We start from the raw sequence: 24,573 nt of genomic DNA on the forward strand, positions 1-24,573 counted from the left end.
TGCCTTCTCCCACTGTGATTTTTTCTCAGTTTACGGCAAAGTGGTCTGCATGCTGATACCACTTCTATCACCCCAATAAGACCACGATGAAGACCTCATTTTTGGCGCTATTTAGCCACCAGACCCAAGGCGGCCTGCGCGAACGGTTGTGCAATACCCTACGTCAGGCAATTGCCAACGGTCATCTGCAGCATGCGCAGCAACTGCCCGCCAGTCGCCAGCTGGCAATCGATTTATCACTGTCACGCGTTACGGTCGAGGCTGCTTATGCGCAGCTGGAAAGCGAAGGTTATCTGCAGCGCCAGGGCGGACGCGGCACGTTTGTCTCGATTCGCATGCCGCCGCCCAAGCAGAAAAGTCGGGTCGCTTGCTCACCGCGTTTTTCCCAGCGTGGTCAACAGGTGCTGGCGACTGGCGGCTGTCAGGATCCGCCGTTTCCTCACGCCTTCGCCGCCGGTTCGCCAGAGTTACGCGCTTTTCCGCATGCACAGTGGCGTCGCATCACTCATCAGGTGCAACGCTCACTGGGCAGTGGCGTAATGGGCTATGGCGACCCGCTTGGTCTGCCGTCGCTGCGCCAGGCCGTGGCCGATTATCTGGCGCTGTCGCGTGGCGTGCGCTGCTCGGCAGAACAGGTGGTGATGCTCACCAGCTCACAGCAGGCGTTGCAACTGCTGGCGTTAATGTTCCTTGATGCGGGCGACGAGGTGTGGCTGGAGGAGCCGGGTTATCCCGGGGCGCGCAATGCGTTTCTCGCCGCCGGTGCGCGCTGTCGCGCCATGCCGCTGGATGCGGAAGGAGCGATGCCGCTCAGTGGCAGCGCGAAATTAGTGTATCTCACGCCCGCCCATCACTACCCAACGGGCACAGCAATGAGCCTGGCGCGCCGCCTGCACTGGCTGGCGTGGGCGCGCCAGCATGATAGCTGGCTAATTGAAGATGATTACGACAGCGAATTTCACTACGAGGATCGCCCTGCTCCAGCGCTGCAAGGCGTAGAAACCGACAGTCGGGTCATCTGTCTCGGCACCTTTTCCAAAACGCTGTTTCCCTCGCTGCGTCTGGCGTGGATGGTGGTGCCGCCGCAGTTGGTCCAGGCGCTTGGGCGCGCGCGCAGCGTGATGGACGGCCACAGCGCGATGTTGCCACAGGCAATCACTGCGGAGTTTCTTCAGCAAGGCCATTTTGCCAGCCATCTACGCCTGATGCGCCAGCTGTATCGCAGTCGACGTGACTGTTTACTGGAGCAGATCAATACGCGACTGCAACCCTGGCTCCAGCCGCTGCCGGCGGCAGGAGGCTTGCAGTTAACAGTGCAGTTGCTGCAGGGGGATGAAGCGCACTTAACCGAACAGGCTAAAGCGCGAGGATTACTGTTACCGCGGCTGTCACCGCTCTATGCGGGGGAAGCGCAGCAAGCGGGCTGGCTATTGGGATTTGCCGCGCTGACACCCGGTGAGATTATCAGCGCCTGCGATAAGCTAGTTACGCTGCTGTCGCACGACGCGAAAACGTCCAGGTGACCAGAATTCCCAGCGCAGCGCAGCAGGCACCCGCAACATACACGGAACCGTAACCCAGCGCCGTCGCCAGTAAGCCGGTCAATGGTCCGCTGGCGCCGTAAGCAATATCCTGAAAAGCAGAGAAGCCGCCGAGCGCGGTACCGCGGATCTGCGGCGATACGCGCCTGATGACTTCCACACCCAGCGCCGGGAAGATCAGCGAGCAGCCGCAGCCAGTCAATGCCGCGCCAATCAGCGCCATCCAGCCGGAACTGGCCAACGCCAGCAGCAGTAATCCGGCGGTTTCCACCAGCAGCGATACCATCGCCACGCGCACGCCGCCGTGACGATCCGGCAAACCGCCAAAGAACACGCGCACCAGTACAAAGGCGCAGCCAAACGCCGTGAGCGCAAAACCGGCATTGCCCCAGTTTTCCGCCGCAAAGTAGAGCGAAGTAAAGGTACCGATGACAGCAAACCCGGTGCCCTGCAGCGCCAGTGCCAGCCCCGGCTGGAAGATGGTTTTTACCACGCTAAACAGCGATGGCCGCTCGCCGCCAACAACCGGCACTTTGCGAATCCAGCCATTGATTGCCAGCGATAGCAGCGGTAATAGCAGCGCCACTGCGCCAAGTGCTGCAAAGCCGCCGTGCTGATTAATTAGCAGCCCCAATGGCGCACCCGCCGCCAGCGATCCGTATATCGCCATGCCGTTCCACGACATCACCAGACCTGAACGTTTACTGCCGACCAGCCCCATGCCCCACGTCAGATTTCCGGTAAGCAGCAAACTTTCGCCAAATCCCAGCAACAGTCGCCCTAGCGCCAGCAAACCAAACTTCGCCCAAGGGGACACCGGTAATAGTGCCGCCGCCAAATAGGCCACGCCGACCAGCGCGATGGCCATCATGCCATGCTGCGTAGTGAGCTTCGCACCATGCTGATCGGCACGCCGCCCAGCAAAGCTGCGCGTTAGCAGCGTGGCAAAAAACTGAATTCCTACCGCCACGCCGACCATCAGATTACTCATGCCGAGTTGCTGATGCACATACAGCGGGATCACCGGCAGCGCCAAACCGGCAGTGAGATAGGTGAGAAATACCGCAAATGAGGTGCAGGCTAACGGCAATACTGATTGCTGCTCTGCGCTGGCAGTGGGGATCATCGGGCGGCGAACTCCTTGTCATAACCAGACACGCGCTTGCTGCCATAACAGAAACGGGATATTTGGTTCACATTTAATGGGAATTGATAATTTTGTTTCGGATGGAGAGAGAGTGTAGGCAAGCAGGAGGTGGATTGTCAAAACAACAAGGGCCGGATAACCGGCCCTTGAGATAATACTTGCATCATTCGGTCGCCATAAATGGCGCCCCTACGAAGGCATAACGCGGTTTTCGTAGGGTGCGCATTCATGCGCACCTTGTAAAATCTGCAATTACGCTGGCAGCTTACGCATGGTTAACGTGGCGTTGGTGCCACCGAAACCAAAGCTGTTCGACATCACGGTAGTCAATGCTTTTTCGGTCGGCTTGGTCACAATGTTCAGACCTTTACCCGCTTCATCCAGCTCTTCAATATTGATGCTTGGCGCGATGAAGCCGTGCTCCAGCATCAACAAGGTGTAGATCGCTTCCTGCACGCCAGCCGCACCCAGAGAGTGGCCAGTCATCGCTTTGGTCGCAGACAGAGAGGGTGAGTTATCGCCGAATACTTCGCGAATCGCACCCAGCTCTTTCACATCACCCACTGGCGTTGAGGTGCCGTGGGTGTTGAGGTAATCGATTGGCGTATCAACACCTTGCATCGCCATCTTCATGCAGCGCACTGCGCCTTCGCCTGAAGGTGCTACCATATCTGCGCCATCGGAGGTGGCGCCGTAACCGACGATCTCAGCATAAATATGCGCGCCACGTGCCAGAGCATGTTCCAGCTCTTCTACTACCACCATACCGCCGCCGCCTGCAATGACGAAACCGTCACGGTTGGCATCGTAGGTACGTGACGCTTTTTCAGGCGTTTCGTTATATTTGGTCGACAACGCGCCCATCGCATCAAATTCACAGGCCATTTCCCAGCTCAGCTCTTCGCCGCCGCCAGCAAAAACGATGTCCTGTTTGCCCAGCTGAATCTGCTCAACGGCGTTGCCGATGCAGTGTGCTGAAGTGGCACACGCTGAGCTGATGGAGTAGTTCACGCCGTGGATTTTGAACGGGGTTGCCAGGCAAGCAGATACGCCTGAACCCATGGCTTTGGTCACTACGTAAGGACCAACGGCTTTCAGGCCGCGCGGGCCACGCATAGCGTCCGCACCAAATACCTGATAACGCGGAGAACCGCCGCCAGAGCCGGCAATCAGGCCAACACGTGGGTTTTGCTGATACTGTTCGTCAGTCAGGCCTGAATCCTTAATCGCTTCAGCCATAGACAGGTAAGCGTAGATCGAGGCATCACTCATAAAACGCACGATTTTGCGATCGATGAGCCCGTTGGTATCCAGTTTGACGTTGCCCCATACGTGGCTGCGCATACCGGCATCTCTCATCTCTTCGGAGAAAGTAATACCGGAACGGCCTTCACGCAGAGAAGCCAGCACTTCTTGCTGGTTATTACCAATGCTGGAAACAATACCCAGGCCAGTAATCACTGCACGTTTCATTCAATAGTCCTCGTTCCACTCTTTTGGATTGACGTGCACTCTAGCGTACAGTTGTAAGCCGAACAAGTCCGATCAGCCATTTCGTTTTGTAAATTTGCGTCATGTCACGTCTGTCGCTAAACTCGCGCCACTGCCTGAAATATGAGCCTTTCCCCGTGAAATTTGCCCCAGTAGAACATGCCCAAATAAACTGGAATGAACAGGGTACACCTGTGTCCCGAGCGTTCGGTGACGTCTATTTCTCCAACGACAATGGGCTGGAAGAGACGCGCTATGTTTTCCTTGACGGTAATCATATTCCGCACCGTTTTGCCGATCATTCGCGCGATTTATTTATCGTCGCCGAGAGCGGTTTTGGGACTGGTCTGAACTTTCTCACACTGTGGCAAGCGTTTGATCGCTTCCGCGCCGAGCATCCCACGGCCCCACTCCAGCGCCTGCACTTTATCAGCTGCGAAAAATACCCGCTGACGCACGAGGATTTGATCGCTGCGCATGCGCATTGGCCTGAGCTCCAGCCGTGGGCTGAACAGCTACAACAGCAGTGGCCGCAGGCATTGCCGGGCTGCCAGCGCGTGCTGTTTAACGGTGGCGAAGTCACGCTGGATCTCTGGCTTGGTGATATTAACGCGCTAATTCACACCTTTGATGACAGCCTTAATCGCCAGGTGGATGCGTGGTTTCTTGATGGCTTTGCCCCGGCGAAAAATCCGGAGATGTGGACGCCAGCCCTGTTCGCCGCCATGGCGCGCTTAGCGCGTCCGGGCGGCACGCTCGCCACCTTTACGGCGTCTGGCTTTGTGCGCCGTGGCTTGCAGGACGCTGGTTTCACCATGCAGAAGCGCAAAGGATTTGGCCACAAACGTGAGATGCTGATCGGTGTGCTGGAACAGGCAGCTGAGCTGCCGCACAGCCAGCCGTGGTATGCACGACCGCAAGCTGCAAGCCAGGAAGTCGCGCTCATTGGCGGCGGCGTCGCCAGCGCAGTGCTGGCCTTAGCGTTGCTGCGTCGTGGCTGGCGCGTGACGTTATATTGCGCTGATGATGCGCCAGCGTTGGGGGCATCCGGCAATCGTCAGGGCGCGCTCTATCCGCTGCTCAATCAGCACGATCCGGCATTGGCGACCTTTTTCCCTGCCGCCTTTGGCTTTGCTCGTCGCCTGTATGATTGGGTGCCGGTGGAGTTTGAGCATCACTGGAGCGGCGTGCTGCAGCTCGGCTGGGACAGTAAAAGTGCGGATAAAATCGCGCAGATGCTCAACATGGACCTACCGCGTGAAATCGCTTATGGCGTAAATAAAGAAGAGGCGGAAAAGCTCGCAGGTGTCGAACTGGGTTTCAGCGGCATCTATTATCCGCAGGGTGGCTGGCTTTCCCCTTCCCAGTTAACCAGTAATTTGCTGGAGTATGCACAAACGCAAGGCCTGCGCGTTCAGTGGCTGCATCAGGTAACGCAGCTTACGCGGAACAATGAAAGCTGGACACTACACTTTAGCGATCGGCCATCTGTGCAGCATCAGCAGGTGGTACTGGCGAATGGTCACGCCTTGCTGGATATCGAGCAAAGCAGAATGCTGCCGGTATATGCGGTAGCCGGTCAGGTGAGCCACGTGCCGACTAATGATTCGCTCGGCGAACTGCGCACCGTGCTCTGTTACGACGGCTATCTCACGCCGGTTAGTCCGAATTTCGCTACCCATTGCATTGGTGCCAGCTATCACCGCGGCGATACCACGACTGATTTCCGTGCCGATGACCAGCAAGAAAACCGTCAGCGGCTGATCAACTGCCTACCGGAAAGTGCATGGCCGCAGCAGGTAGATGTATCAGATAATCAGGCGCGCAACGGTGTGCGTTGCGCCACGCGCGATCACCTGCCGATGAGCGGCAGCGCGCCGGATTACGATGCTTTGCTCACGCAGTATGCGGATCTTCCCGCGCAGCGTTCACGCGCTGAAGCCGTGCCCGCAGCGCCAGTGCATGCAGGGTTATTTGTGCTGGGTGCGTTGGGATCGCGTGGTTTATGCAGTGCGCCGCTGGCGGCCGAAGTGCTGGCAGCGCAAATGAGCGGCGAACCCCAGCCGCTGGATGCGGCGACGCTTACGGCATTGAATCCAAATCGCTACTGGGTACGAAAATTGCTGAAGGGTAAAAAAGCGGCTCGTTAATCTGCGGGGCGAGCGATCGCCCCCACAGCTTAAGCGCTCTGACGCGCCTGCAGGAACAGATTGTCCCACATCCCCGTAACCAACGCCTGATCGCGTGGCGACAGTTCACCAGCCGCAATGGCTTTTTGCAGGCTATTGGTGACATGCGTCTGCAGCGCTTCCGGCGTATGTTCGCCGCTCAGTTCAATCTCCGCCACCGCCAGGGTCAGATGACCACGCAGATAGCCGCCAGCAAACAGCTCGTCATCGCTGGCGTGATCGACCATATCATCAATCAGGGCCAGAATGCGGGTTTCAAATTCTACGATCATCTCTTCCTCTCTTCTTATAATGCCATCGCGGATCACAGGTCTTCCGGCCAGGGAAACTGGGCCGCCGTCAACGCCGGCGTGCCGTAATAATTCATTAATGCATCGATGAAACGGGCCGGACGTGCCGGAATACCCTGCTCCAGATAAGTCATCACCTGAGCATGAACCTTACGCTGAAACGCTATGCGATCTGGCTCACAATCGCCTTCGAGATTGTCACAACTTACGTTGAAGGGAAAGCCCGCCGCAACACAGAACAACCACTCCAGCGCCTGCGGTTTGACCTCAACGGCTTCAAACTGGCTCTGAGTTTGCGCATCACGCCCGTCCGGGCAGTACCAATAACCAAAATCGACCAGCTTGCGACGCGCTTCACCGGCAATACACCAGTGGGAAATTTCGTGCAGCCCGCTGGCGTAGTAGCCATGGGCGAACACCACGCGATTCCACGGCGAGGTTTCATCCGCTGGAAGATAAATAGGTTCGTCGTCGCCTTTAATTAGACGCGTCTGAAAATCGTCAACGAAGCAGCCATCAAAGATGGCAATCAGCTGATCGTAATGGTGTGTTGTACTCATAATTTTTAATCTTTAAAAAAAACCGGCGCCATTGTCGCACTGGCTGCCGGTCTTGACGAGGATTGGATCACAGGGTTGCCAGCCAGGCCATGAATGCGCTGCCGTGACTATCCCATAATAATTTAGCGCTCATCACCGCCGAAACCGTCACTACCATTGGGCGAATGAGCTTCTGACCGCGGCTCAGCACCAGCCTGGCGCCGAGGCGCGCGCCGATAAAGGCACCCAGCAGCATAATCACGCCAGTGCCCCACACCACTTTTCCACCGAACATAAAGAACAGCAAGCTGCCGAAATTCGAGGTGAAATTTAGGATTTTGGCGTGGGCAGTGGCTTTCGCCAGATTGAAGCCGCAAAGGGTAACGAAAGCCAGCGCGTAGAAAGAACCCGCGCCCGGGCCAAAGAAGCCGTCGTAGAAACCGACGCAGCCGCCGCCCACCAGCGCATAGGGCAAACCGTGCAGACGACGTTCGCGATCCGCTTCCCCCAAACGCGGCATCAGCAGGAACCACAAACCGATGCAGATCAGTAGCAAAGGCAAGATTTGCCGCAAAACGTCCGCTTGCAGATGCTGAATCAGGATGGTGCCGCCGATTGCGCCAAGAAACGTCATGGCGATATTCAGCCACTGCTCATTTAGCTTCACCGCACCGCGACGAATGAAATAGAGGCTGGCGGAGAAGGAACCGCCGACCGATTGCAGCTTATTGGTGGCTAACGCCTGAGCGGGTGAGAGCCCGGCCGCCAGCAAAGAGGGTACAGTGAGCAAGCCCCCGCCTCCGGCAATCGAGTCGATGAATGCCGCCAGCATTGCCACAAAAAACAGCACGCCGATGACCAGCGGGCTGACAACAAAAAGATCCATCAACCATCTTCCTAAATAATCTCGATAATTCAAGCTGCAGGAAGGCGGCAAGCTCGTTCATCCCCGGGAGCTTACATTAGTAAGTGACTGGGGTGGACGAGCGCAGCCAACGCACCTGCGGGTTGAAGAATCGAGGTTATAACAAATGTTTATCTAATAAAGCCTGACATGACGGCGGTAACGGCGGCGGCGTTTTCTTCACCGGCGGCGTGCTGCCAGGTTTTTTCGGCAGGAACCAGCTGTCCAGCTCGGCACCACAGCCATCACCTGGCGGCTGCGGGGCCTGCTCCTGGCACTCAAGGCTGCCTGCTGGGCAACGCAGACGCACGTGCATATGTGCGCGATGGGCAAACCACGGACGCACTTTATTCAGCCACGCACGATCGCTACCGGCATCAGCACAAAGCTGTCTTTTAATCGCCGGATTAACGAAAATACGCGTCACTTCATCATCTTTCGCTGCCAGCTTAATCAAGCTATCAATTTGTGGCTGCCAATGGCGTGCGATCACCTGCTTATCGTCCGCAGAGACCAAATCTAGCGGCTGCGGCCTCAGCAGTTGCTGCGCACTCCAGCGCGTTTTTGGCAGTTGCAGCCAGATATCCACATCCAGACCGGTTTGATGGCTGGCGTGGCCGCTGCTAAAACGGCCGCCTGCCGCCATGCCCATATCGCCAATCAGCACCTGGCCCAGCTGCAGCTGATGAACCTGCGTACTGAGGCGCTGAATAAAGGCGATCAAGTCTGGATGGCCGAAGTAGCGGCGCTGATCCTGACGCATCACCTGATAATTTGGTGAGTTCAGCGGTAGCTGCTGCGCACCAACAATACAGCCGTTGGCGAAACCGCCAATCGACTGCGGGTTGCCGGCAATCGGCTGATGGATTTGCTGCCACGGCGTCGCGGCAACGGCGGCCGCACTGCACAACAGCGCGGCACAGGTGATGAACAGACGGCGCATCATCGGGCTTACCAGCGCGGAACGTTGCTGTTAACGTCACCGTTTTGCGCGCGCTGGCGCAGCAGGTGATCCATCAACACGATTGCCATCATCGCTTCGGCAATCGGTACGGCGCGGATGCCGACGCAAGGATCGTGGCGACCTTTAGTGATCATCTCCACTTCTTCGCCATCGCGCGTGATGGTATTGCCCGGAACGGTAATGCTTGAGGTCGGTTTCATCGCCAGATTAGCGCTGATGGTTTGGCCGCTGCTGATGCCACCCAGAATGCCGCCCGCATGGTTGCTCTGGAAACCGTTAGCGCGGATTTCATCGCGATGCTGGCTGCCACGCTGGTTGATCACCGCGAAACCGTCGCCGATCTCCACGCCTTTTACCGCATTGATGCTCATCAGTGCATGTGCCAAATCCGCGTCCAGACGATCAAATACCGGCTCACCTAATCCCGGCGGCACGTTTTCAGCCAGCACGGTGACTTTGGCACCAATGGAATCGCCCTCTTTTTTCAGGCCGCGCATCAGTTCATCCAGCGCCTCCAGCTTTGAGGCATCCGGGCAGAAAAACGGGTTCTCTTCCACGATGCTCCAGTCTTTCAGCTCACAGGCTACGTCGCCAATCTGTGCCAGATAGCCGCGCACCACAATGCCGTGCTTCATCTGCAGATACTTCTTGGCAATCGCCCCCGCGGCCACGCGCATTGCGGTTTCACGCGCGGAAGAGCGCCCGCCGCCGCGATAGTCGCGCAGGCCATATTTCTGCTCATAGGTGTAATCCGCATGGCCAGGACGGAACAGATCTTTAATTGCGCCGTAATCCTGCGAGCGCTGGTCAGTATTTTCAATCAGCAGGCCGATTGAGGTGCCGGTCGTCACGCCCTCAAACACGCCGGACAAAATTTTCACCTGATCCGGCTCGCGACGCTGGGTGGTATAGCGCGAGGTGCCGGGACGACGACGATCGAGATCGTGCTGAATATCGGCTTCGGTGAGCGGAATGCCGGGAGGCACACCGTCAACAATGCAGCCCAGCGCAATACCATGCGACTCGCCAAAAGTGGTTACGCGAAAAACTTGTCCGATGCTGTTTCCGGCCATGCTGATTCCTTGTTGCGATGTTGCGGGCGAGCGCTCGCCCTTTTATTTAGTCTTTATAGAATGAGAAATGGTGCTGTGCCGCTACGATTTGCTCGCGCGTCAGCATAAATACGCCGTCACCGCCGTTATCAAACTCCAGCCAGGTAAACGGCACATCGGGATATTGATCGATCATGTGCACCATGCTGTTGCCGACTTCGCAAATTAGCACGCCCTGCTCGCTGAGATAATCTGGCGCACATGCCAGAATGCGGCGTACCAGCTTCAGGCCGTCGCTGCCTGCGGCAAGGCCGAGCTCCGGCTCGTGGCGATATTCATTCGGCAGATCGTCCATATCCTCCGCATCCACATACGGCGGATTGGTGACGATCAGATCGTATTTCACCGGCGGCAAGTTGCGGAACAGATCGGCGCGAATCGGCGTAACGTGGTTCAGCAAGCCATGTTCTTCAATGTTCTGCTCGGCAACGGCCAGCGCGTCAGTGGAGATATCCACCGCATCGACTTCCGCTTCCGGGAAAGCATAGGCGCAGGCTATCGCGATGCAGCCGCTGCCGGTGCACATATCAAGAATGTGATTAGGCGAATCGCCGATCAAACCGGCAAAGCGGTTTTCGATCAGTTCACCAATCGGTGAACGCGGAACCAGCACGCGCTCATCCACGTAGAACTCGTGGCCGCAGAACCAGGCTTTGTTGGTAAGATAAGCCACCGGAATGCGTTCATTGACGCGGCGAATAACGCGCTCAACGATGCGATGACGCTCGCTGGCGGTCAGACGTGCATGGCGCATATCTTCAGGAATATCCAGCGGCAACCATAGCGTTGGCAGAACCAGTTGGACTGCTTCGTCCCAGGGATTATCCGTGCCGTGGCCGTACCAAATTCCTGCCGCCGAAAAACGGCTGACTGCCCAGCGCAGCATGTCCTGAATGGTGTGCAGTTCGTTCACTGCCTCATCGACGAATATCTTGTCCACGTAGCCCTCCGCAGGCCATAAAATCAATCGGCCGATAGTGTGCCACGAAGCCGGGCAGAATTCAGCGCGGCGAGGTGAAAAAGCTGACATTTGTTAACGCTTGCGGTTAAGGTATGTCACCGACTGTTCACCCGTCTTTTCTAAATCAATCACAAAGCCATGAGTAAGAAAACGCCGCTAAGCCAGGACGATCAGGAGATGTTCCGCCAATTGATGAGTGGAACGCGCAAGCTGAAACAGGACACCATCGTGCACAAGCCGGTGGTGAAAACACGTGAAGTGCCGCTGAAACGTCTGATTTCAGAACAGGCGGATAACAGCCATTATTTCTCTGATGAGTTTCAGCCGCTGCTCTCCAGTGAAGGACCGGTTCGCTATGTGCGTGCGGATGTTAGCCACTACGAGCAGAAGAAATTACGCCGTGGCGATTACACGCCGGAGATTTTTCTCGATCTCCACGGGCTAACTCAGGTGCAAGCCAAACAGGAACTTGGTGCCTTAATCGCTGCCTGTCGTCGTGAGCATCTGTTCTGTGCCAGCGTGATGACTGGCCACGGCAAACATATCCTCAAGCAGCAAACGCCTCTGTGGCTCGCGCAACATCCGCATGTGATGGCGTTTCATCAGGCACCGAAAATGTTCGGCGGCGACGCGGCGCTGCTGGTGCTGATTGAAGTAGAAGAGTGGCAACCGCCTGAACTGCCGTAATGGCTGCGGTAGATAAGGATAGGGCCGCGATTGCGGCCCACAGAGATTAAATGGCTTTGGCCAATTTTGACGGGCTAACCTGCCACTCCAGCTTGCCTTCGCTGGCATCGGCATCAAAGTTTACACAGGCTATCGCAGAGGTAGCGAACATGGGCGGCGCTTCCTGCGGGCAAAGTTCAGAGACCAAATATCCCACCAGCGGCAGGTGAGAAATCACCAGCGCCGACTTAACGCCTTTTTGCGCCAGCGCCTGCAGATAACAGGCCACCATGCCTGGATCGCCACCCGGCGTCAGTTCTGGCAGCACGTCCTGCCCTACCGGTAACTTCAGGGTTTCGCGTACCGTTGCGAGCGTTTGCTCGGCGCGCAAATAAGGACTCACTAATACCCGATCAATTTCTGGCGTTTTGCCATTGAGCCAGCTTGCCATCTGACGCGATTCGTCACAGCCACAAAGGGTGAGAGGACGAACAGAATCACTCGCTGCTTCCAGAGCTGCATCGCCATGACGCATGATAAAAACTTGCATAAAGCACCGCTGTTGTTTGTCGATATCGCCCGGTACCACAGCACCAGACGCTTCATTCTGCGAATGAACGGTGTGTTTTACCCCAATGGCTTCAGTATAGTCAACCGGTTGTTTATTAAATAAGCACATCTCAGAATGGTGCCGCGCTAGCCGTTGCGCGGCCACCATACTAACCCGCTGAATCTGTACGCCTATTCAAGATTGTGCAGAAGTGTAAAAATTCATTTTCTCTTCTGACAATGCGACCAGCGCCTCACTCGGCGTGAAACGATCGCCATGTTGCTGCATTAACGACCTTAATGCTTTGACGATATCGCCAATGCCGCGCTGATCCATATAGCGGAACGGCCCGCCAAGGAAGGGCGGAAAGCCGATACCAAATACGGCCGCGATATCGCCATCGCGCGCATTACGGATCACCGCCTCATCAAGACAACGTGCAGCCTCGTTCAGCATCATCAACACACAGCGCTCCGCAATCTGCGTTTCACTCTGTTTCGCCTGCGGTTTGACATGCAAAAGTGCGTAAATCGCTGCATCAGCTTGGCGTTTACCGGGCCAGCGTGAGCGCTGATAGTGATAGAAGCCCCGGTTGTTCTTCCGCCCTTTTCGCCCATCGGCCAGAATCGCGCTTGCGGCCTTGGGGGCACTAAAGCGCGAACCGTAAGCCTGCTCAAGAATCGGGCTGATTTTGCTGCCAACATCAATTCCCACTTCATCCAGCAACTGGAGCGGCCCGACCGGGAATCCAAATTTTACCAGTGCACGATCGATATGCTCGATCGGTTCGCCTTCCTGCAAACAGCGCAGCGCTTCATTTATATAGGGTGCAAGAATACGGTTGACGTAAAAGCCGGGACGGTCAGCGACTACCACCGCTGTTTTACCCTGCTGACGCGCCAGCTGTACTGTGGTCGCCAGCGCTTGGGCCGAGGTATTGGCATGCGGAATCACCTCCACCAGCGGCATTTTGTCCACCGGGCTGAAGAAATGCAGACCAATCACATTCTCCGGTCGCTGCGCGTTGGCAGCGATATCGCCAATCGGTAACGACGAGGTGTTGGAAGCAAAAATCGTATGCGGCTGGCAATGGCTTTCAATTTCGCTAACCATCTGCTGCTTCAGCGCCAGATCCTCAAAGACCGCTTCAATCACCAGATCGCGCTGGCTAAAGCCCTGATAATCGGTACCGCCGCTGATGCGGGCCATTTGCTGCTGACGCTCAGCCGCCTTCAGCTGACGTCGCTTCACCTTTTTACTCAGCAGCTCCCAGCTGTACTGCAATGCGTGGTTTACCCCCGTAAGATTGATGTCTTTGATGCGTACCGGCAAACCGGCCTTGAGCGCCGTCACGCTGGCAATGCCACCGCCCATCAAACCACCGCCGAGCACGCCAATCTGCTTTAGCTCGCGAGGTTCGGCACTCGCCATCGCTTCTTTCTTTAAAGCGGTTGAGGCAAAGAACAGGCTGCGCAGCGCCGCCGATTCTGGCGTCATCGCCAGTTGGCCAAAGGCGCGCGCTTCTGCCTCATGCCCGGCGCTGCTGCCCTGCTCAAGGCCAGTGCGCACCACCTGTAAAATACGGTCAGCGGCAGGATAGTTGCCCTGAGTTTTATTGTTGGTCTGACGTTGCGCCAGCGCAAAGAGGATATGACGCGCAACCGGACCTTGCAGCAACCGATCGCGACGCGATAATGCTCTGCGCGCGCCTTTTCCTTTATGTACACGCGCAATTGCCGTTTCCAGCAGAATTGACTGTGGCACGGCATCATCAACAATACCGAGTTTGAGCGCCTGCCTGGCGCGCAGTTGCTTGCCGGTAAGGATCAGCGGCAGCGCCTGCTGTACGCCAATCAGTCGGGGCAGACGCTGCGTTCCACCAGAACCGGGCAATAATCCAAGCTGCACTTCCGGCAGGCCGAGGCGCGTTTTATCATCAAGTGTACAGATGCGTGCATCGCAGGCCAGCGCCAGCTCTAATCCACCGCCCAGACAGGCGCCGTGGATCGCCGCCACCACCGGAAACGGTAGCGCGGCAATCATCGCCATCACATCCTGGCCCTGCTTTGCCAGCGCTTCAGCTTCTTCAGCGGTTTGGCATTGGGCAATCATGCTGATATCCGCACCGGCAACAAAGTTGTCGCGCTTTCCGGAAATCAACACCAACCCCGCCAGCTGTTTGTGGCTACGCGCTTCATCCAGCACCGCTTTAATTTGCGGTACAAATTCCGCTTTCAGCGTGTTCATCTTCTCGCCTGGCACGTCGATGGTAATCACACCAACATGGTCGAGACGCATCTGTAAATGAAAGGCAGATTCGCTCATTATTCAGCCTCCAGAACCATTGCGGTGCCCAACCCACCCGCCGCACAGGCGGTGACTAAACCTAACCCGCCACCGCGCCGCCGCAGTTCCTGCAGCGTTTGCGTGATCATACGCGCACCGGTAGCGGCAAACGGATGACCATAAGCAATTGAGCCGCCGAGTACGTTAAACCGCTCCTCATTCACCTCGCCTAATGCGTGAGGACGATTCAGCACCTCACGCGCAAAGCGTTCGTCACGGAACATTTTCAGGTTCGCCAGGGTTTGCGCCGCAAAAGCTTCATGCATATCAATTAGCGTGAGGTCGTTTAGCGTGATGCCGGCGCGATCCAGCGCCAGCGGCGAAGCATATGCCGGGCCGAGCAGCATATCCTGCCAGACATCAATAGCGGTAAAGGCATAGCTGCGCAGATAGCCGAGCGGTGTAATGCCCAATTCACGCGCGCGACCTTCACGCATGAGAATCACCGCCGCCGCGCCATCGGTTAACGGCGTGCTGTTGGCGGCCGTCACCGAGCCGTGGCGGCGATCAAATGCCGGGCGCAGTTTGGCGTAATCCGCTGCGCTCGCGTTAAAACGAATATTATTGTCCTGCTCGATCGGGGCTTTCCACGGCGGTACAAAGGCGGGCATGACTTCCTGCGTCAACACGCCCGATTGCCAGGCGCGTGCCGCGTGCTGATGCGAACGCAGCGCTAACGCATCCTGCTGCTCACGCGTGATGCCGTGCGATTTCGCCATTTGTTCGGCAGTATCGCCCATACGCAGCCCGGTAGAGTACTCCGCCACTGCCGGTGGTACCGGCAAGAGATCGCGTGGACGTAAGCGGCGCAAGATAGTGAGCTTCTGGCTGAAACTGCGCGCTTTGTTGAGATCGACTAACGCGCGCGCCAGGGTTTTACTCACGCCAATCGGCAGCACCGAGGAAGAGTCGGCACCTCCGGCAATGCCCGCATCGATTGTGCCAGCCATCAAGCTTTCCGCCACGTTAGCCACCGCCTGAAAACTGGTGGCGCAGGCACGGCTCACGCTGTAAGCATCGGTGTGCACGCCCAATCCGCTACTCAGGACAATTTCACGCGCAATGTTCGGCGCTTCCGGCATCTGCACCACCTGGCCAAACACCAGCTGGTCGATGATTTCCACCGGTAACTCGCTGCGCGCCATCAGTTCACTCACCACCATGCGCCCTAATTCAAGCGCAGGAATGCCGTGGAAATCCGTCGCCTGACGGGCAAAAGGAGTACGTAATCCGTGGGTTATGGCGATACGTTCGCCCTGACGCGTCAGTAGCGGCTGCGCTTTGCTCATTGCAATCACCTGTAATTTTCGACCAGGGCATCATTGCCAAACAGGTCTGACCTGATCATCAGTGTTAACTAAGTGTTGCTAAGTCGCCAATAACTAGAGGGAAAAAGTGCGAGGGAATACACGAAAATGAGTTAAGGCTGCCGAAGGGGATTCCGGCAGCGACGGGATTAGCGTAAGCCGAGCTGGAAGATCAGGGTTTCCGCCTGGCAGGCAAAAGTGAAGTCGACGCTCAAACGCACCGCGTCACCCTCTTCCGTGAACTCAGCACGAATATCGCAGGGATCGGATTCCACCTGACGCGCTTTTTCACTCAAATGCGTGAGCATCGCATCAGCTGCATGACGATCGGCAAACACACCAGACCAACTTGCGGTGCAATCGGTATTATCCATCACGGTGCCAACATCTACACAGCAGCAGGCAGCCGTTTCGTTAGCACTACATTTATTAATGGCAGCAGTCATTATTCTCTCCTGACGATAAATCAACACAATCGGATCATTTTCTGCAGCAAAGTCTACGCCTACAGCCTTTTCACATCTATCATCAAGTCGCTAAGTGACGAATATCACACTAAAAATTGATCCAAAACAAAATTGACCGTTATGCTGAGGTTGAACCGCTAAGTTTTTGTTAAGCAGATCTGATTTTATCGATCAAATCAGAAATATTTAAAAAACAATATTGCAACAAATACACAGGTCGGACCTATACTCGTCGCACTGGTCTGATATGTCGTTTTGCCGTCAGTCCCTACAATTCGCCGCTCTTTGTTACGCGACGTAACAACGTTTAATAATAAATTTAGATGAGGTTGTGGTCATGAACCATAAAAACCTGTTTGCAAAGTCAGCTGTGGCAGCTGCAGTAACGCTCGTCTGTTCCCATGTTTACGCCGCAGGCTTTCAGCTTAATGAATTTTCAGCAATTGGTTTAGGTCGTGCTTATTCAGGTGAAGGCGCAATGGGCGATACCGCCGCATCTGCCAGCCGAAACCCAGCCACCATGGCGCTGATGGATCGTCCCTCTTTCTCCATCGGCGCGGTTTATATTGATCCCGAAGTCGATATTAGCGGTCAAAGTCCGTTGTCTGGTCGCAGCCTTGATGCGAAGAATATTGCGCCAAACCAGTGGATCCCGAATATTCACTACGTGCACCCGATTAACGATCAATGGTGGATTGGCGCCTCTGCAACCTCTAATTATGGCCTGGCAACTGAATTTAACGATGGTTATACCGCGGGCGGCTACGGCGGTAAAACCGACTTGATGACCGGCAACTTTAATATCAGCACCGCTTATCGACTAAATGAACACTTTAGCTTCGGTGTCGGTTTTGATGCGGTATATGCCAAAGCAAAAATTGAGCGTTATGCCGGTGAAGCCGGAGCATTAGCAGGACTGCCAGCGGATACTCAGGTTGCGCATTTAAAAGGTGATGAATGGGGCTACGGCTGGAACGCCGGAATCCTGTACGAAGTGGATAAAAATAACCGCTTTGGCTTTACCTATCGCTCAGAAGTAAAAGTCGACTTTGACGGTGACTATAAGAGCAACATCCCTTCCGCCTACAATGGCACGCCACAGGCGCTGGCTTTAGGTCTGCCGTATGGTACAAACGGTACCACTATCCCGGGTGCCTTGACCTTGAATCTGCCAGAGATGTGGGAAGTCTCCGGTTGGCATAAAGTTGCGCCGCAGTGGGCTGTGCATTATAGCCTGGCATACACCAGCTGGAGTCAGTTCCAGGAGCTGAAAGCCACCGGCAGCAATGGCCAGACGCTGTTCTATAAGGATGAAGGCTTCCACGATGCCTATCGAATTGCGTTGGGTACCACTTACTTCTATGACGATAACTGGACCTTCCGTACCGGTATCGCCTTTGATGACAGCCCGGTTCCTGCCGACAAGCGTTCCATCTCCATCCCCGATCAGGATCGTCTGTGGCTGAGCGCCGGTGCCTCTTACGCGTTCAATGAAGATGCGTCAGTCGATGTAGGCGTTTCCTACATGCACGGACAGAAAGTCACCGTAGAGGAAGGCCCTTACACCTTTAACTCTGAAGGTAAAGCCTGGCTTTACGGCGCGAGCTTTAACTATAAGTTCTGATGTCTCAAGAGATATGAAAAGGCGACTCATTGAGTCGCCTTTTTATTTATTGGGAGTCGATGTCTTTAAGATCGTCCTGAATCGCGCTGGCGTTCGGATTTTCTTCTGGCTTCAGCTTACCGCCGTTGGCAATAAAGTCATGGCGCTGGAAGTAAGCATTGCGGATGAAGGCGTAGGGATCTTGTTGCTGACGCAATATCGCATCAGAATCCAACAGCTGCGCACGCGTTTCAATACCTTCAAGCGTCCATTTCCCGACGGAGAGCGGCCAGCTCAGCCAGCTCAACACGGGATAGAGCGTATCGACGAAGTCACCACCATCTTCACGAACAGTGAAGCTGCCATAGGCCGGCAATTCAACGTACGGGCCGTAACCCACGCCGTAGCGTCCTAAGGTGCTACCAAAGCGATGCGGCACTTCACGTGCCAGCTCTGGGTTGGCTTTACCTGCCACGTCAATAAATCCACCCAGCCCTAACACGGTGTTAAGGAAGAAGCGGGTAAAGTGAATGCCCGCCTGACGCGGTTCCCCGACCAAAATGGCGTTGACCATGCTGGCAGGCTCCTCGAGGTTACCGAGGACATTACTTATACCGCTGCGTGCCGGTACCGGCACGTAATCACGCCAGGCCACCGCAACCGGACGCAAAACATAAGGATCCAGCACGTTGTAGTTGAAGTTAAACATCGTGCGGTTAAAGCCTTCCAACGGATCGCTGCGTTGTGCAGGTTCCGTCGTGTCGGCCGGTTTTGAGCTGGCACAACCCACCAGCAGTAAACTGGCCAACGCCAAACCGGTCAGGCGGTTATTCATTCTTCTCTCCCTGTGCGGATCAGTAAGGTATCGCTTCAGGGCTGCTGTTGATTAATTTCCACAGCCAGTTGCTGATGACCATCCCAGGGTGTGACCGCGCTTAACCCAAACCAGTCACCAGACTGTGGATTAGCACTGCCGTCGCGCGAAATGCGCACCCTGACCTGCACCTGATGCTGCGCCGAAAGTAGGCGATCGGGCATCATGGCATTGCTGTCATCAAGCGTAAGCGATAACGGGAAGTGGCTCAGCGGTAACCGCTTCACAGCCACAGGCACCGGTGAAACACCGTCAGACACAGAAATATACATCACTCCGCCTTGCGGTAACATTTTTTCTGCCTGCGGCGTCAAACTCACCGTTAATGCCAGGCTGCTATTTTGCTGTCCTGCATCGGTTTTCGCTTGTTCAATGCTGCGTTCGATCATGGTGATGCGACGATCGCCTGGCGGTAACAGTTTCAACATCACCTGCCAGGCACCAATCGCCTCGTTATACTGCTGCTGCTCAAAGGCGTTAAACGCCAGCAGGCTCAAGGTACGCACATCGCTGTGATCGCGCTTGAGTAGCTCTTTGAGCATCAGACTGGCCTGACGATTATCCTGCGGATCGCTGGATCGCGTGAGCACTTCAGCGTAATCCTGCTGCAGCTCGAGATTGTCAGGTGCCAGCTGCAACGCATGCTCAAACGCCTGGCCCGCATCGGTCGCGTTATTCAGTACCATGCCCAGTCGCCCTAACATCGCCCAATCGTTAAGGTTGTTGGCATCACTTTGCAATGCATTACGCAAGCCTAGCTGTAAGCGGGCCAACTCTTCCATCGTCAGCGGCTGCGCATTGGGATCCATCACGCGAGCACGCAACACGGGATACGCCTGCTGCACGCTGACAAAGGCCGTCTGTTGGGCCAGGCCGCCGGTTTTCAGATACATACCCAGTGACACCACCAGCAGCATAATGACGCCCGGCAGCAATACCCAGCGGCTGCTGTGGTGAGTATGAGCAGCATCCTGCTGTGGAATATCGGTTAATAGCGTTTGTTGTAGCTCGCGTACCATTTCCGGTCGCTCAGCCACAACGCCCTCTTCTTCATCCCGCTCCAGCTCGCGCAGACGCTGTTGATAGAAGTCGGTATTGAGGCGATCGCGGTCGCCCGTGCTGACTTCACGTTGACGCCAGCCTGCATACAGAAACAGCGCGATTGCTGCCAGCAACAAAATAATCAGGGTAATCCAGAATCCAGTCATTACGGCTTCCCGTCACGCTTGAGTAACGCCGCAAGGCGCTGTTGTTCATCGTCGTCCAGCTCGCTACGCGTTTTGCCGCGGCGATTACGCAGAACAATAATTGCGGCCCCTAATACCACGAACAGCGCCGGCCCCACCCATAAAATCAAGGTGGATGGCGTAACTGGCGGTTCGTAGGTCACGAAGTTGCCGTAGCGCGCCACCATGTAATCAATGATCTGCTGACGATTTTCACCCTGCTTCATCAGCTCGTAGACCTTGAGGCGCATATCTGCGGCGATCATCGCGTTAGAGTCGGCAATGCTGTTGTTCTGGCATTTCGGGCAACGCAACGAGGCGGTGAGTTCGCGGTATTGCTCTTCCTGCTGTACCGAATCGAACTGATAAGTATCGATTGCCGCCCACAGGCTGGTACTGAGAACAATGCCCGCCACTAAAAGAAGCAGTCGTTTCATGCGCCCGCCTCCTGGTTATATTTGTCCCATAGCGGTTTCACTTCTTCGAGCCAAACGCGATCGTTCATGTCGCCCGCGTGGCGATAGCGAATAATACCTTTGCCGTCGATCAGGAAAGTTTCCGGCGCGCCGTAAACGCCCAGATCCAAGCCGAGCATGCCGTCGCCATCATAGAGACTCAGTGCATAAGGATTACCCAGGGTGTTCAACCAGGTCACCGCTTTGCTGCGATCGTCTTTATAGTTCAGGCCAACCACACGGATGCCTTTTTCCGCCAGCGTATTGAGGTATTGATGCTCCGCGCGGCAGGTTGGGCACCAGGTCGCCCAGACATTTAGCAGAATCGGCTTACCATCGGTCAGCACATGCTGGTCATAGATTTTACCTGGCTTATCGAGCGCTTCGAGTTTAAACACCGGCACAGGTTTGCCGATCAGCGCCGATTCGAGGCGCGTAGGATCATCGCCATTGGCGTTGCGCGACAGCTGCCAGAGCAGTGCCGCCGCCAGCAGTAAAAACAGGACTAGCGGGATAAAAAGGATTTTTTTGTTCATGCCAGCTCCTCGCGCTCTGCTTTTTTACGCGAGCGATAACGGGGGTCGAACAGGCAGAACAGGCCGCCCACCGCCATAAACACGCCGCCGTACCAGATCCAGCGAACAAAAGGCTTGTAGTAGATACGCACTGCCCATGAACCGTCATCCAGCTCTTCACCGAGCGCCGCATAAAGATCGCGCGTGAAACCGCCGCTGATGGCCGCTTCGGTCATCATGGTGCGTGCCGCCGCGTAAAAGCGTTTTTCTGCCTGCATCACCGCTTCCGGCTTGCCGTTGCGCGTCACTTCAATGATGGCTTCACCACCGCTGTAGTTCGGGCCCTGCAGGTTGCGCACACCGTGGAAAGTAAAGTGATAGTTGTGGATGTCGACACTATCGCCGGCTTTCATACGCACATCACGCTCAACGCTGTATTGGGTGCTAAAAGCGATACCCACCACCGTGACCGCCACGCCAAGATGGCCCAGCACCATGCCCCAATGGCTGCGCGAGAGATGACGCAATCCTTTGAAGAAGGAGTGGCGATGCGTTGCGCGCTCGTGCAGCTCCATCAGCGTCAGCATGATCACCCAGATCGACATCAGCAGTCCGATGACCGTCATCGCTTCGATGCGATCCTGCAACAGCCACGGCAGTGCGATGGACAAAATCAGCGTTACCAGCAGACCAACGCCAAGACGCTTCCACAACTTCTGCGGCTGATCGCGGCGCCAGCGTACCAGCGGGCCAATGCCCAGCATCAGCGCAAACGGCGCCATCAGCCAGGTGAACATGGTATTAAAGAAAGGTTCGCCAACAGAGATACTGCCCAAGCCTAACTGTTTATGCACCAGCGGCAGAAGTGTACCCAGCAGCACCACCAGCATCGCCGCGATCAGTAGTACGTTGTTGCCTAACAGGAAGGATTCGCGCGACCAGGCTTCACTCTGCACGCGGCTGCGCACCTGGCCACCTTTTAACGCATATAGTAGCAGCGAGCTGCCAATCACAATCACCAGGAACGCGAGGATAAACATGCCGCGCGCCGGGTCAGAGGCGAATGAGTGCACTGAAACCAGCACGCCGGAACGCACAAGGAAGGTGCCAAGCAGGCTTAAAGAGAACGCAGTAATCGCCAGTAACACCGTCCACGACTTAAAGCTACCGCGCTTTTCGGTGACGGCCAGTGAATGCATCAGCGCCGTGCCGGCCAGCCACGGCATAAAGGAGGCGTTTTCTACCGGATCCCAGAACCACCAGCCGCCCCAGCCAAGCTCGTAATAGGCCCAGGCAGAACCGAGCACGATACCAATGGTTAAAAACACCCATGCGGCAGTGGTCCACGGACGTGACCAGCGCGCCCATGCGGTATCCAGGCGCCCCGCCATCAGTGAAGCAATGGCGAAAGCGAACGCGACTGAGAAACCAACATACCCCATATACAACAGGGGCGGATGGAAGATCAGCCCGATATCCTGCAACATCGGGTTGAGATCGCGTCCATCGATCGGGAAGTTCGGCAAGGTGCGCGTAAACGGATTCGAGGTAAGGATGATAAACAGCAGGAAGCCCAGATTAATCATGCCCATTACCGCCAGCACGCGCGCCAGCGCATCCTGCGGCATACCGCGGCTGAAAATCGCCACCGCTAAAGTCCAGGTGCTCAGCAACAATACCCACAACAACAGAGAACCTTCATGCGCCCCCCAGGTTGCTGCGATACGATAGTAAACCGGCAGCAGAGTATTGGAGTTGGTGGCGACATAGCCCACGGTAAAATCATTCACCACAAAGGCGTGCACGAGCACCAGGAATGAAGCCGCGACACAGATAAACAAACCCCACGTCAGCGGGCGAGCCATCGCCATTAAACGTGCATCCTGACGCGCCGCGCCCCAGAGCGGATAAACACTCAGCAGTAGCGCCAGGCCGAGCGCCAGACACAGCAAGAAGCTACCGATTTCCGGCATCATGATTGCGCTCCCGCCTGTTGATAAGCGGACGCGGGTCCGGTGTGATTCTTCTTCATCGCATCTTCAATTTCAGGTGGCGTATATTTTTCATCATGCTTCGCCAGCACTTCTTTGGCATTCACCAGGTTGCCCTCTTCCAGTACCCCCTGCGCGACCACGCCCTGCCCTTCGCGGAACAGGTCCGGCAAGATGCCTTCGTAACTGACATTCACCACGCCGTTGGCGTCATACAGTTTGAATGAGACGGCGAGGGTTTTCGCATCGCGCTTAACGCTACCAGGCATCACCATGCCACCAATGCGCAGGCGCTGGCCCGGCTCGGGCTTCTGATGATCTTCGCCCTTGCCGTAGAGAATTTCGCTCGGGGTATAAAACAGGTCGATGTTGGAACGCAGCGCGTACATTACCAGCGACGTTGCCAGGCCCAGCCCGATCAACACCGCTATCGCCACATACAGGCGATTACGACGACGGATATTCAAACGGATTCTCCTGCTTCATTGGCCGTTTTTTTCGATTTGGCGGCGCGAATGCGGCGCTCCCTGGATTGACGCTGGCGAATTTCTGCCAGCATTCGGCGGCGAAAGAGCACGGTGTGCAGCACCAGGCCGAAGAGTGGAATCAACGTGAGAATGACGGCCAGCCAGACGTAAAACGCATAGCCGCCCATGGCGAAGAAATCGCTGAGTGATGCGAAGGCTGGCGTCATGATTTGCCCCCTCCCTGCGCAACATCAATCGCCCACGGACGATGGCGCTCGGTAAAGAGGATCAGATTACGCAGGCGCATCAGCGTTAAGGCACCGAACACCAGCAAGTAACCAAGAATCGACCAGCGCAGCGGCGTACGCATACTGGGATCGATGGCCTGCTGGAGGATGCCCGATGAGCCCTGATGCAGGGTGTTCCACCACTGAACCGAGAAGTGAATGATCGGCAGATTGACCACACCAACCAGAATTAAAATCCCTGCGGCACGACCGGCAGTGCGGCGGTCGTCAAACGAGTGGTAGAGCGCGATGACACCCATATAAAGGAACAGCAATACCAGCTCAGATGTCAGGCGTGCATCCCAGATCCACCAGGTACCCCACATCGGTTTGCCCCAGGCGGAACCGGTGACCAACGCGATAAAGGTAAATACCGCGCCGATCGGCGCCATCGCGGCCGAGACCAGATCAGCCATCTTCATCTGCCACACCAGGCCGATAAAGGCCGCGATCGCCATTGACGCATATACGCCCATTGACCACATCGCAGCCGGCACGTGAATGTACATAATTCGGAAGCTGTTGCCCTGCTGATAATCCGCCGGAGCAAAGCCGAAGCCCCATATCCAACCGAGTAACAGCGTGCCAACACCCAGCACCGCGAACCAGGGAATCAAGCGACCGCATAGCTGGTAAAGCCGCTCAGGCTTTGCCCACTGGTGTAACCATTTCCACATTTTG

Annotated in this window: 24 protein-coding genes; 4 read left to right on the forward strand and 20 right to left on the reverse strand. The window is 56.0% G+C overall.

Annotation, left to right across the window (positions count from 1 at the left end; all coding sequences use genetic code 11):
* Positions 1–86: 86 nt before the first annotated feature.
* On the forward strand, positions 87–1,523 hold the full coding sequence (locus tag ACIP6T_RS09500; RefSeq protein WP_400456580.1) for a PLP-dependent aminotransferase family protein: 1,437 nt from the start codon (positions 87–89) through the stop codon (positions 1,521–1,523).
* On the opposite strand, the gene ACIP6T_RS09505 is transcribed toward ACIP6T_RS09500, so the two are convergent.
* Both ACIP6T_RS09505 and fabB read right to left on the reverse strand, forming a co-directional pair.
* On the reverse strand, positions 1,486–2,667 hold the full coding sequence (locus ACIP6T_RS09505; RefSeq protein WP_097096562.1) for an arabinose transporter: 1,182 nt from the start codon (positions 2,665–2,667) through the stop codon (positions 1,486–1,488). The genes ACIP6T_RS09500 and ACIP6T_RS09505 overlap by 38 nt on opposite strands.
* A 273-nt stretch (positions 2,668–2,940) precedes the next feature.
* Positions 2,941–4,161, reverse strand: a complete 1,221-nt coding sequence (fabB, locus tag ACIP6T_RS09510; RefSeq protein ID WP_097096561.1) for a beta-ketoacyl-ACP synthase I — start codon at positions 4,159–4,161, stop codon at positions 2,941–2,943.
* 155 nt (positions 4,162–4,316) lie between these two features.
* On the opposite strand from fabB, the gene mnmC reads away from it, so the two are divergent.
* Positions 4,317–6,329, forward strand: a complete 2,013-nt coding sequence (gene mnmC / locus ACIP6T_RS09515) for a bifunctional tRNA (5-methylaminomethyl-2-thiouridine)(34)-methyltransferase MnmD/FAD-dependent 5-carboxymethylaminomethyl-2-thiouridine(34) oxidoreductase MnmC (RefSeq protein ID WP_400456583.1) — start codon at positions 4,317–4,319, stop codon at positions 6,327–6,329.
* A gap of 29 nt (positions 6,330–6,358) precedes the next feature.
* On the opposite strand, the gene ACIP6T_RS09520 is transcribed toward mnmC, so the two are convergent.
* From ACIP6T_RS09520 to prmB, 6 genes are all read right to left on the reverse strand, one after another.
* On the reverse strand, positions 6,359–6,640 hold the full coding sequence (locus tag ACIP6T_RS09520) for a YfcL family protein (RefSeq protein WP_007889229.1): 282 nt from the start codon (positions 6,638–6,640) through the stop codon (positions 6,359–6,361).
* 32 nt (positions 6,641–6,672) lie between these two features.
* Entirely contained in the window at positions 6,673–7,218 is a 546-nt protein-coding gene (locus ACIP6T_RS09525; protein ID WP_097096560.1) for an elongation factor P hydroxylase, read from the reverse strand.
* Between the two features lie 67 nt (positions 7,219–7,285).
* Positions 7,286–8,083, reverse strand: a complete 798-nt coding sequence (locus tag ACIP6T_RS09530) for a sulfite exporter TauE/SafE family protein (protein WP_097096559.1) — start codon at positions 8,081–8,083, stop codon at positions 7,286–7,288.
* 136 nt (positions 8,084–8,219) lie between these two features.
* Positions 8,220–9,047: a penicillin-insensitive murein endopeptidase gene (gene mepA, locus ACIP6T_RS09535; protein WP_400456586.1), complete on the reverse strand. Its 828-nt coding sequence runs from the start codon at positions 9,045–9,047 to the stop codon at positions 8,220–8,222.
* Between the two features lie 5 nt (positions 9,048–9,052).
* Positions 9,053–10,138, reverse strand: coding sequence for a chorismate synthase (gene aroC / locus ACIP6T_RS09540; protein ID WP_345828872.1), 1,086 nt, complete (start codon positions 10,136–10,138; stop codon positions 9,053–9,055).
* Positions 10,139–10,184: 46 nt separating this feature from the next.
* Entirely contained in the window at positions 10,185–11,117 is a 933-nt protein-coding gene (prmB, locus tag ACIP6T_RS09545) for a 50S ribosomal protein L3 N(5)-glutamine methyltransferase (RefSeq protein ID WP_097096557.1), read from the reverse strand.
* A 159-nt stretch (positions 11,118–11,276) separates the two neighbouring features.
* Here prmB and smrB point away from each other — a divergent pair, with 159 nt between their 5' ends.
* Positions 11,277–11,825 carry an endonuclease SmrB gene (gene smrB / locus ACIP6T_RS09550; RefSeq protein ID WP_097096556.1) on the forward strand — a complete coding sequence of 183 codons (549 nt, stop codon included), beginning with the start codon at positions 11,277–11,279 and terminating at the stop codon, positions 11,823–11,825.
* 46 nt (positions 11,826–11,871) lie between these two features.
* Here the strand turns inward: smrB and sixA are convergent, their stop codons facing one another.
* The 4 genes from sixA to ACIP6T_RS09570 form a co-directional block, all read right to left on the reverse strand.
* Positions 11,872–12,354: a phosphohistidine phosphatase SixA gene (gene sixA, locus ACIP6T_RS09555; protein ID WP_097097672.1), complete on the reverse strand. Its 483-nt coding sequence runs from the start codon at positions 12,352–12,354 to the stop codon at positions 11,872–11,874.
* A gap of 195 nt (positions 12,355–12,549) precedes the next feature.
* Positions 12,550–14,679 carry a fatty acid oxidation complex subunit alpha FadJ gene (gene fadJ, locus ACIP6T_RS09560; protein ID WP_400456589.1) on the reverse strand — a complete coding sequence of 710 codons (2,130 nt, stop codon included), beginning with the start codon at positions 14,677–14,679 and terminating at the stop codon, positions 12,550–12,552.
* Positions 14,679–15,989 (reverse strand): acetyl-CoA C-acyltransferase FadI, encoded by a 1,311-nt coding sequence (gene fadI / locus ACIP6T_RS09565; RefSeq protein WP_345828868.1) that lies wholly within the window; start codon positions 15,987–15,989, stop codon positions 14,679–14,681. The genes fadJ and fadI overlap by 1 nt, the downstream gene beginning before the upstream one ends.
* A 167-nt stretch (positions 15,990–16,156) precedes the next feature.
* Positions 16,157–16,453, reverse strand: coding sequence for a YfcZ/YiiS family protein (locus tag ACIP6T_RS09570; RefSeq protein ID WP_400456591.1), 297 nt, complete (start codon positions 16,451–16,453; stop codon positions 16,157–16,159).
* Between the two features lie 358 nt (positions 16,454–16,811).
* On the opposite strand from ACIP6T_RS09570, the gene fadL reads away from it, so the two are divergent.
* Positions 16,812–18,098: a long-chain fatty acid transporter FadL gene (gene fadL / locus ACIP6T_RS09575; RefSeq protein WP_097096552.1), complete on the forward strand. Its 1,287-nt coding sequence runs from the start codon at positions 16,812–16,814 to the stop codon at positions 18,096–18,098.
* A gap of 46 nt (positions 18,099–18,144) precedes the next feature.
* Here the strand turns inward: fadL and mlaA are convergent, their stop codons facing one another.
* Genes mlaA through ACIP6T_RS09615 form a run of 8 tightly spaced genes read right to left on the reverse strand, consistent with a single transcriptional unit; the run spans position 18,145 to position 24,569 of the window.
* Positions 18,145–18,912 carry a phospholipid-binding lipoprotein MlaA gene (gene mlaA / locus ACIP6T_RS09580; protein ID WP_097096551.1) on the reverse strand — a complete coding sequence of 256 codons (768 nt, stop codon included), beginning with the start codon at positions 18,910–18,912 and terminating at the stop codon, positions 18,145–18,147.
* A gap of 35 nt (positions 18,913–18,947) precedes the next feature.
* The gene (gene ccmI / locus ACIP6T_RS09585) at positions 18,948–20,159 is read right to left on the reverse strand and encodes a c-type cytochrome biogenesis protein CcmI (protein ID WP_400456594.1); all 1,212 of its coding nucleotides are present in this window, start codon (positions 20,157–20,159) and stop codon (positions 18,948–18,950) included.
* Positions 20,159–20,614 (reverse strand): cytochrome c-type biogenesis protein CcmH, encoded by a 456-nt coding sequence (locus ACIP6T_RS09590; RefSeq protein ID WP_400456596.1) that lies wholly within the window; start codon positions 20,612–20,614, stop codon positions 20,159–20,161. Before ACIP6T_RS09590 ends, ccmI begins: the two co-directional genes overlap by 1 nt.
* On the reverse strand, positions 20,611–21,168 hold the full coding sequence (locus ACIP6T_RS09595) for a DsbE family thiol:disulfide interchange protein (protein ID WP_097096548.1): 558 nt from the start codon (positions 21,166–21,168) through the stop codon (positions 20,611–20,613). The genes ACIP6T_RS09590 and ACIP6T_RS09595 overlap by 4 nt, the downstream gene beginning before the upstream one ends.
* The gene (locus tag ACIP6T_RS09600; protein ID WP_097096547.1) at positions 21,165–23,123 is read right to left on the reverse strand and encodes a heme lyase CcmF/NrfE family subunit; all 1,959 of its coding nucleotides are present in this window, start codon (positions 23,121–23,123) and stop codon (positions 21,165–21,167) included. The genes ACIP6T_RS09595 and ACIP6T_RS09600 overlap by 4 nt, the downstream gene beginning before the upstream one ends.
* Positions 23,120–23,605 (reverse strand): cytochrome c maturation protein CcmE, encoded by a 486-nt coding sequence (gene ccmE / locus ACIP6T_RS09605; RefSeq protein WP_097096546.1) that lies wholly within the window; start codon positions 23,603–23,605, stop codon positions 23,120–23,122. Before ccmE ends, ACIP6T_RS09600 begins: the two co-directional genes overlap by 4 nt.
* A complete protein-coding gene (gene ccmD, locus ACIP6T_RS09610; protein ID WP_345828859.1) occupies positions 23,602–23,832 on the reverse strand; it encodes a heme exporter protein CcmD in 231 nt (76 codons plus the stop codon). Before ccmD ends, ccmE begins: the two co-directional genes overlap by 4 nt.
* Positions 23,829–24,569 (reverse strand): heme ABC transporter permease, encoded by a 741-nt coding sequence (locus tag ACIP6T_RS09615; RefSeq protein ID WP_097096544.1) that lies wholly within the window; start codon positions 24,567–24,569, stop codon positions 23,829–23,831. Before ACIP6T_RS09615 ends, ccmD begins: the two co-directional genes overlap by 4 nt.
* Positions 24,570–24,573: the final 4 nt, after the last annotated feature.

Source organism: Pantoea sp. NPDC088449, assembly GCF_044753225.1.
In the GTDB taxonomy this organism is placed as follows: domain Bacteria; phylum Pseudomonadota; class Gammaproteobacteria; order Enterobacterales; family Enterobacteriaceae; genus Pantoea; species Pantoea floridensis.

Coding starts and splice junctions, on each gene's coding strand:
- sixA (WP_097097672.1), bottom strand. CDS start 12,354: ATGCAAGTTTTTATCATGCGTCATGGCGATGCAGCTCTGGAAGCAGCG.
- ACIP6T_RS09520 (WP_007889229.1), bottom strand. CDS start 6,640: ATGATCGTAGAATTTGAAACCCGCATTCTGGCCCTGATTGATGATATG.
- ACIP6T_RS09600 (WP_097096547.1), bottom strand. CDS start 23,123: ATGATGCCGGAAATCGGTAGCTTCTTGCTGTGTCTGGCGCTCGGCCTG.
- ACIP6T_RS09525 (WP_097096560.1), bottom strand. CDS start 7,218: ATGAGTACAACACACCATTACGATCAGCTGATTGCCATCTTTGATGGC.
- aroC (WP_345828872.1), bottom strand. CDS start 10,138: ATGGCCGGAAACAGCATCGGACAAGTTTTTCGCGTAACCACTTTTGGC.
- ccmD (WP_345828859.1), bottom strand. CDS start 23,832: ATGACGCCAGCCTTCGCATCACTCAGCGATTTCTTCGCCATGGGCGGC.
- fadJ (WP_400456589.1), bottom strand. CDS start 14,679: ATGAGCGAATCTGCCTTTCATTTACAGATGCGTCTCGACCATGTTGGT.
- ACIP6T_RS09615 (WP_097096544.1), bottom strand. CDS start 24,569: ATGTGGAAATGGTTACACCAGTGGGCAAAGCCTGAGCGGCTTTACCAG.
- ACIP6T_RS09595 (WP_097096548.1), bottom strand. CDS start 21,168: ATGAACAAAAAAATCCTTTTTATCCCGCTAGTCCTGTTTTTACTGCTG.
- fadL (WP_097096552.1), top strand. CDS start 16,812: ATGAACCATAAAAACCTGTTTGCAAAGTCAGCTGTGGCAGCTGCAGTA.
- ccmI (WP_400456594.1), bottom strand. CDS start 20,159: ATGACTGGATTCTGGATTACCCTGATTATTTTGTTGCTGGCAGCAATC.
- mepA (WP_400456586.1), bottom strand. CDS start 9,047: ATGATGCGCCGTCTGTTCATCACCTGTGCCGCGCTGTTGTGCAGTGCG.
- ACIP6T_RS09500 (WP_400456580.1), top strand. CDS start 87: ATGAAGACCTCATTTTTGGCGCTATTTAGCCACCAGACCCAAGGCGGC.
- ACIP6T_RS09530 (WP_097096559.1), bottom strand. CDS start 8,083: ATGGATCTTTTTGTTGTCAGCCCGCTGGTCATCGGCGTGCTGTTTTTT.
- ACIP6T_RS09590 (WP_400456596.1), bottom strand. CDS start 20,614: ATGAAACGACTGCTTCTTTTAGTGGCGGGCATTGTTCTCAGTACCAGC.
- ACIP6T_RS09505 (WP_097096562.1), bottom strand. CDS start 2,667: ATGATCCCCACTGCCAGCGCAGAGCAGCAATCAGTATTGCCGTTAGCC.
- smrB (WP_097096556.1), top strand. CDS start 11,277: ATGAGTAAGAAAACGCCGCTAAGCCAGGACGATCAGGAGATGTTCCGC.
- fabB (WP_097096561.1), bottom strand. CDS start 4,161: ATGAAACGTGCAGTGATTACTGGCCTGGGTATTGTTTCCAGCATTGGT.
- fadI (WP_345828868.1), bottom strand. CDS start 15,989: ATGAGCAAAGCGCAGCCGCTACTGACGCGTCAGGGCGAACGTATCGCC.
- mlaA (WP_097096551.1), bottom strand. CDS start 18,912: ATGAATAACCGCCTGACCGGTTTGGCGTTGGCCAGTTTACTGCTGGTG.
- ACIP6T_RS09570 (WP_400456591.1), bottom strand. CDS start 16,453: ATGACTGCTGCCATTAATAAATGTAGTGCTAACGAAACGGCTGCCTGC.